The organism is Pseudonocardia pini (assembly GCF_013870575.1).
In the GTDB taxonomy this organism is placed as follows: domain Bacteria; phylum Actinomycetota; class Actinomycetes; order Mycobacteriales; family Pseudonocardiaceae; genus Pseudonocardia; species Pseudonocardia pini.
In genome coordinates this window covers 1-7,140 of sequence record NZ_JACBXB010000244.1, presented here as the reverse complement: position 1 = coordinate 7,140, position 7,140 = coordinate 1, and the positions used below count along the sequence as shown (strand labels likewise).

The 7,140-nt window shown below is 74.0% G+C and carries 5 protein-coding genes and 1 pseudogene; 5 read left to right on the top strand and 1 reads right to left on the bottom strand.

The window, feature by feature from the left end; all coding sequences use genetic code 11:
- The 5 genes and pseudogenes from H5J29_RS36570 to H5J29_RS15485 form a co-directional block, all read left to right on the top strand.
- A pseudogene (locus H5J29_RS36570) lies at positions 1-124 on the top strand (4-(cytidine 5'-diphospho)-2-C-methyl-D-erythritol kinase); the annotation flags it as partial.
- Positions 125-126: 2 nt separating this feature from the next.
- Positions 127-1,902, top strand: a complete 1,776-nt coding sequence (locus H5J29_RS15500; protein WP_181781669.1) for an ABC-F family ATP-binding cassette domain-containing protein — start codon at positions 127-129, stop codon at positions 1,900-1,902.
- A 100-nt stretch (positions 1,903-2,002) separates the two neighbouring features.
- Entirely contained in the window at positions 2,003-3,517 is a 1,515-nt protein-coding gene (locus H5J29_RS15495; protein ID WP_312858248.1) for a glycosyltransferase family 39 protein, read from the top strand.
- Positions 3,518-3,588: 71 nt separating this feature from the next.
- Positions 3,589-4,533, top strand: a complete 945-nt coding sequence (locus tag H5J29_RS15490) for an ATP-binding cassette domain-containing protein (RefSeq protein ID WP_181781668.1) — start codon at positions 3,589-3,591, stop codon at positions 4,531-4,533.
- Positions 4,530-5,351 (top strand): ABC transporter permease, encoded by an 822-nt coding sequence (locus H5J29_RS15485; protein ID WP_181781667.1) that lies wholly within the window; start codon positions 4,530-4,532, stop codon positions 5,349-5,351. The genes H5J29_RS15490 and H5J29_RS15485 overlap by 4 nt, the downstream gene beginning before the upstream one ends.
- On the opposite strand, the gene H5J29_RS15480 is transcribed toward H5J29_RS15485, so the two are convergent.
- Positions 5,333-7,140 (bottom strand): ATP-binding protein (locus H5J29_RS15480; RefSeq protein ID WP_181781666.1); only part of this gene is annotated, 1,808 nt, incomplete at its 5' end. The genes H5J29_RS15485 and H5J29_RS15480 overlap by 19 nt on opposite strands.

Sequence of the window (7,140 nt, the reverse complement as noted above, 5' to 3'; positions counted from 1 at the left end):
CGCGGGCGTGGGGGTCTGCCGTACCGTCCGGGTGGCCCACGGCCCCGTGCCCGGCGCCCGCGTCGTCGACGCCACCGACGTCCCACCCACCCCGAGCGGCTCCTGGCCGCCTGCGAGAGCGTGATAATGGCTGGTCAGAACCTCGTCAACCTGGAGAACGTCACCGCGCACGTCCCGGGGGACGCCTCCCGCGTGCTGCTCGACGCCGTGTCGCTGGGCGTGGAGCGCGGCGAGCGCGTGGGGGTGGTCGGCCTCAACGGGGGCGGCAAGACCACGCTGCTCGAGGTGCTGTCCGGGCGTCGGCCGGTGAACGGCGGCCGGGTCTCGCGACTCGGCGGGCTGAAGCTCGCCTACCTCACCCAGGGGGACGACTTCGCCGCGGGCTCGACGGTGCGGGACATCGTGCTGGCGCACTACGAGGCGGACCACGAGTGGGCGAGCGACCCCAAGGCCCGCGACGTCCTCGGCGGGCTCGGCCTGCGCGATCTCGAGCGGACCGTCGACGGGCTGTCCGGCGGCGAGAAGCGCCGGGTCGCGCTGGCCCGCGCCCTGCTCGGCGAGCCGGACCTCGTGGTGCTCGACGAGCCCACCAACCACCTCGACATCGAGGGCGTCACCTGGCTGGCCGAGCACCTGATCGCGCGCCGGTGCGGGGTCGTGGTCGTCACGCACGACCGCTGGTTCCTCGACTCCGTCTGCACCCGGACCTGGGAGGTGGCGAACGGCCAGGTCGAGAGCTACCTGGGCGGCTACCAGGACTGGGTCTTCGCCCGCGCCGAGCGCACCAAGCAGGCGGACGCCGCGGAGGCCCGTCGGCGCAACCTCGCCCGCAAGGAGCTGGCCTGGCTGCGCCGGGGGCCGCCCGCGCGGACGTCGAAGCCCCGCTACCGGATCGAGGCCGCCGAGGCCCTGATCGCCGACGTGCCGCCCCCGCGGAACACCGTGGAGCTGCTGAACTTCGCCACGAACCGGTTGGGCCGCACCGTCCTCGAGCTCGAGGACGCCACGGTGAGGATCGCGGACCGCACGCTGCTGGACCACCAGACCTGGCGGCTCGGCCCGGGCGACCGGATCGGGATCGTCGGGGTCAACGGTTCGGGCAAGACCACGCTGCTCCGCGCGCTGACCGGCGAGCGCCCGCTCGACGGCGGCAAGCGCGTGCAGGGCACCACCGTGCAGCTCGCGCAGCTCACCCAGGACCTCGTGGACCTGCCGAAGGACATGCGGGTGCTGGAGGCGGTCGAGGCCGTCGCGAAGTACGTGCGGTTCGGCAAGGAGGAGATGACGGCCTCGCAGGTCGCCGAGCGCCTCGGCTTCCCGCCCGCGCGGCAGTGGACGCCGGTGGGGCGCCTCTCCGGCGGTGAGCGGCGCAGGCTGCAGCTCACCCGGCTGCTCATGGCCGAGCCGAACGTCCTGCTGCTCGACGAGCCCACGAACGACCTCGACGTCGACACCCTGACCAACCTCGAGGACCTGCTCGACGGCTGGCCGGGCACGTTGATCGTGGTCAGCCACGACCGGTACCTCACCGAGCGGGTGTGCGACACGGTCGTCGCGCTGTTCGGGGACGGGCGGATCACGCACCTCCCCGGAGGGATCGAGGAGTACCTGCGGCGGCGGGCGGAGCAGGGCACGGACACCAGCGCCCCACAGACCGGACCCGCGGCGAAGGCGCCCACCAGCGCGGCGGACCAGCGAGCCGCGCGCAAGGAGGCCCAGCGCCTGGAGCGGCGGATGACGCAGCTCACCAAGCGTCAGGAGCAGCTCCACACGCAGCTCGCCGAGGCCGCCACGGACCCGCAGAAGCTGATCGAGCTCTCCACCGAGCTGAAGCAGGTGCAGACGGAGCAGGAACAGGTCGAGCTGGAGTGGCTCGAGGCGGCCGAGCGCGCCGAGACCTGACCGCTCCACGACGCGCGGGGTATCGGGCGTGCGGGCGTGGCCGACGCTGCGTACCCTGAAGATCGTTCGGGGCCTGCTCTGGGGGGAGCCTGCGTCGGTCGTGTCCGCGACCGGCGCCGACCGCGGCCCCGGCGTCGTCGATCGGGGGATCATGACGACCACCGCTCCTGCGCGCGCCGAGACGGGCGTCGCGCCGTTCGCCGCGCGGCCGGTCTGGCTCATCGCCGCCGCCGTGGGGATCGTGCTCACGGCCGTCAGCGGCCGGTACGGCTGGTTCGGCGACGAGCTCTACTTCGTCGCCGCGGGCCACCACCTGGACTGGGGGTACGCCGACCAGCCGCCGATGCTGCCGCTGCTCGCGCTGCTCATGGACACCCTCGCGCCGGGCCACGTGTGGGCGCTGCGGATCCCGTCCACGCTCGCGACCGTGGCCGCCGTCGTCCTGGCCGCGCTCACCGCCCGTGAGCTGGGTGGCGCACGGAAGGCGCAGGTCATCGCGGCCGCCACGCTCGCCGTCTCGCCCGGTTTCCTCGCCAACGGCCACCTGCTCGCCACGTCCACGTTCGACCCGATCCTGTGGACCCTGCTGACCTGGCTGCTGGTCCGGTGGCTGCGTACCCGGGCGGACTCGCTGCTCGTCTGGGCGGGCGTGGCCACCGCGTTCGCGCTGCAGGTGAAGTTCCTGGTCGTGGGCTTCTGGGCGGTCGCCCTGCTCGCCCTGCTGATCTGCGGGCCGCGGGAGATCCTCCGCCGCCCGGCGCTGTGGCTGGGTGGGGCGATCGCCGTCGTCGCCACGGTCCCGACGCTGCTCTGGCAGGCCGCGAACGGCTGGCCGCAGCTCGAGATGGGCCGGGTGATCGCCGCCGAGCAGGTGTACGCGGGCGGGATGCTCGGGTTCCTCCCGATCGGGGTGTTCTCGGCCGGGCTGGTGGTCGGGTCGGTGCTGGGCATCCACGGCCTCGGGCGGCTGCTGCGGCACCCGCTCTACCGCTGGCTGGGGATCACCGCGCTCGGGACCGCGGTGCTCTTCATGGTCACCGGCGGCAGGCCGTACTACATCGCGGGGGTGTTCCCGCTGCTCTGGGCCGCGTCCGCGGTGGCGATCGAGGCGGGCACGGCCCAGCGCTGGTGGCGCTGGGTCGCGACCTGGCCGATGTACGCGCTCACGGTCGTCGGGCTGGGGTTCGCGAACGTGCTGCCGATCTCGCCGATCGCCTCGCACGCGGACCGGCCACTGGCCGTCGGCAACTTCCAGCGGGACGAGATCGGCTGGCCGGAGATGGTCGCGGACGTCGAGCGGGTCGCGCCGCCCGGCGCGATCGTGGTCGGCGAGTCGTACTGGTCGAGCTCGGCGGTGGAGGTGCTCTCGGAGCTCCCCGCCTACGGGTACTCGCGCGGGCCGGCGTACTGGGGCCCGCCGCCGGAGGCGGACACCCCGGTGGTGTTCGTCGGTGACCCGGCGGAGATCGGCCGGTACTTCGGCGAGGTGCGGCAGGTCGGCGTGCTGGACAACGACCGGCGGGTCGCGAACCTCTCCCAGGGCACCCCGATCCTCCTGCTGGAGGGCCGGAACGCGCCGTGGGCCGAGATCTGGGCCGAGATCCGCAGGCTCTGAAGGCGCGACGTCAGCGGCGACGTCAGGCCGCTGTCAGGGAGATCGCAGCCCGCCCGGCCATCCTCGTGGCCATGGAACCAGTCATCTCCGTCGACGGTCTGCGCAAGACCTACGGCGACACCACCGCGCTGGCGGGCATCGACCTGACGGTCCGCCGCGGCTCGGTGCTGGGCCTGTTGGGTCCCAACGGATCCGGCAAGACCACCACCGTGCGCATCCTGTCCACACTGCTCCGCCCGGACGGCGGGCGGGCCACCGTGCTCGGACACGACGTCGTGGCCGACGCCGCCGCGGTCCGCGGCCTCGTGGGGCTGACCGGGCAGTACGCCGCGGTCGACGACTCCCTCACCGGCATCCAGAACCTCACGCTGATCGCCCGGCTGCTCGACCTGTCCCGCACCGAGGCCCGCAGCCGGGCGGCGGAGCTCGTCGAGCGGTTCGGCCTGGCCGACGCGGCCGAGCGTCGGGTCAAGACCTACTCCGGCGGCATGCGCAGGCGCCTCGACCTGGCGGCGAGCCTGGTCGGGCGGCCGAGCGTGCTCTTCCTCGACGAGCCCACCACCGGCCTCGACCCCCGGCACCGCAACGAGGTGTGGGACCAGGTCCGCACGCTGGCCGCCGAGGGCACCACGGTCCTGCTGACCACGCAGTACCTGGAGGAGGCCGACCAGCTGGCCGAGGACCTGGTCGTGCTGGACCACGGGCGGGTCATCGCGAGCGGCACGCCCGCCTCGCTGAAGTCCGAGGTCGGCGGGCAGCTGCTGCACGTCCGGCCGCTGAACCGCTCGGACGTCGGCACGGTCGCCGGGATCCTCGGCGAGCTGACCGCGGAGGCCCCGGCCATCGACCCGACCGGCCAGCTGAGCGTCGCGGGCGACGCGGCGCTGCTCCAGGCCGTCGGCGCCCGACTGGCCGAGGTCCCGCTCGCCGAGCTCGGGCTGCGGCTGCCGAGCCTCGACGACGTCTTCCTCACCCTCACCGGCCGTCCCGCAGAAGAAGAGGAGGTGGCGGCATGACCACCACCGCACCCGCCCCCACGCCCGCGCTGCGAGAATCCTCGCCACGCCCCGGAGCCCGCCACGGACCGCTCCGGCACGCGATGACGCTGGCCTGGCGCGGGATCGTCAAGACGGTGCACTCGCCCGAGGCGCTGATCGACGTCACGCTCCAGCCGGTCATCTTCCTGCTGCTGTTCGTGTACGTCTTCGGCGGTGCGATCGCCGGGGACACCTCCGCCTACCTGCAGTTCGCGTTGCCCGGAGTGCTGGTCCAGACGGTGATCTTCGCGTCCGCGGGCACCGGCACCGCGCTGGCGGACGACCTGCAGACCGGCATCTTCGACCGGTTCCGCAGCCTGCCGATCCCGCGGTCGGCGCCGCTGCTGGGGGCGATCACCGCGGACATCGCGCGGTACGCCACCTCGGGCGTGATCATGCTGGTGTTCGGCGCCGTCCTGGGTTTCCGGACGTCGGCGGGTCCGCTCGCGATCGTCGCCTCGCTGGCGATGGTCATGGCATTCGCCTTCGCGCTCTGCTGGGTGTTCACCGCGCTCGCGATGGTGGTGAAGGACCCGCGCTCGGTGCAGGGGCTCGGCGCGCTGATCTCGTTGCCGCTCACCTTCGGCAGCAACGTGTTCGTCCCCGCGTCGACGATGCCCGGCTGGCTGCAGGGCTGGGTGAACGTGAACCCGGTGTCGAAGACGGCGGACGCGGTCCGTGGCCTGCTGCTCGGCGGCCCGGTCGCCGGCCCCGCGGGCACGGCCCTGATCTGGGCCGCGGGGATCACCGTGGTGTTCGCCCCCCTGGCGGTGGCGCTCTACCGCAGGCGGACCTGAGCGCGAAGCAGGTCCACACCGGACTGCGGCGGGAGGCCGACGGCCTCCCGCCGCAAGGTGTCGTGCTCCGGGTCGAGGGTCCCCAGCATCGCGACGACGGCGGGGTCGCTCAGGTCGAGGGTGCCGCGTCGGGCCTCGGCGACCCCGAGGACCCGGGCGGCCCCCGCGGCGTCCCCGAAGGCCAGCCGGACCTGGGCCAGCGTCTCGGCGACCAGGGCCATCACCGGGCCGTCCTTGCTGGTCACGCCCGCCTCGACCGCCTCGACGAGCAGCGTCGCCGCGGAGCTGGGGTCGCCCGCGGCCAGCTCGACCAGCGCCCGCTGCACGAACAGGTGCGCCACGCGTTGCGGCACGGCGATCCCACCGCCCACGGCCGGGTCGATCTCGGCGAGCCGCGCCCGCGCGCCCGCCAGGTCGCCCTCGAGCCGGTCCACCTCGGCGAGCGAGGCGTGCACCATCTCGGGCGACGCGAACTCGCGGGACCCGATCATCCCGAGCGCCTCGGTGTAGAGCTTGCGGGCGAGCGCGTGGTCGCCCATCCGCGAGGCCAGGCCGCCCCGCTGCACCATGAACTGGGGCAGGTCGTCGTCGTTCGACAGCTCGGTGGCCAGCGTGATGGCCTCCTCGTAGGCGGCCACGGACGCCTCGAGGTCGCCCGCCCACTTCTCGAGCTCGCCGAGCGTGGTCAGCGTCATCCCGAGCCCGAACCGGTCGCCGACCTGCGTGAACAGGGTGTGTGAGGCCCGGACGAGCTCGCGTTCGAGCTCGATCCGGCCTGCGTTCTCCGCCAGCGTCGCGCGGATCTCCAGGGCGAACGCGCGCACCCACGGGTCCGGGTGGGTGGTGCTGATCGGGGCGAGCGGCGCCTGGTCCTGGATCGTGAACGCCGCGCCGAGGGGTTCGGTGAGGTCCAGTACGGGATGTCGGGGCAGCGGGACCTGCGCGATCAGCGCGGTCGCCCGGGCCACGTGTCGCTGCGCCTCGGCCATCTCGCCGCGCCCGATGGCCTCGACCGCGCGGAACGCCCGGACGCGGGCGCGGACGGCGAGCGGGGCCTCCTCCTCGGGGAGCTCCCCGATCGCGCGCACCCAGCTCATCGTCTCGTCGGCGGCGCCGCGGATCAGCCACGCCCAGAACATGTTCGCGACCAACCGGTACGCCGTCTCGACGTCCTGTTCGGACACCGCCCGGCGCAGCGCGCCGGTGATGTTGCCCGACTCGGCGCGCAGTACCGCGAGCCAGCGCAGCTGCTCCCGGCCCCGCAGCTCCGGCTCGGCCCGCTCCACCAGCGCGACGGTCCAGCTCGCGTGCCGCGCCGCCGTCGCCTCCCCCTCGCCGGACTCGGCGAGCCGCTCCCGCGCGTACTCGCGGATCGTCTCCAGCATCCGGTAGCGGGTGGGCTCGCCGGTCTGGGGGACGGTCACCACCAGCGACTTGTCGACGAGCGCGGCCAGGGTCTCGAACGGGTCCGCCAGCCCGTCGCCGCAGACCTGGTCGACGGCGTCGGCTGTGGCGCCCCCGGAGAACACGCCCAGTCGGCGGGCCAGGGTGCGTTCGGGCTCGTCGAGGAGCTCCCAGCTCCAGTCGACCACGGCGCGCAGGGTCTGGTGGCGCGGCAGCACGGTGCGCGCACCGGTGGTGAGCAGTCGGAACCGGTCGTCGAGCCGGGCGAGGATCTCCTCGGGGCTCAACGTGCGCAGCCGAGCCGCGGCCAGCTCGATCGGGAGCGGTTGGCCGTCGAGGGTGCGGCAGATCGCGGTGACGGCGGCGGGGTGGTCGGCCGCGTCGA

Bases quoted from the DNA above. Each gene is read 5' to 3' on its own strand.
- H5J29_RS15500 (WP_181781669.1), top strand. From the start codon at position 127: ATGGCTGGTCAGAACCTCGTCAACCTGGAGAACGTCACCGCGCACGTC.
- H5J29_RS15490 (WP_181781668.1), top strand. From the start codon at position 3,589: ATGGAACCAGTCATCTCCGTCGACGGTCTGCGCAAGACCTACGGCGAC.
- H5J29_RS15485 (WP_181781667.1), top strand. From the start codon at position 4,530: ATGACCACCACCGCACCCGCCCCCACGCCCGCGCTGCGAGAATCCTCG.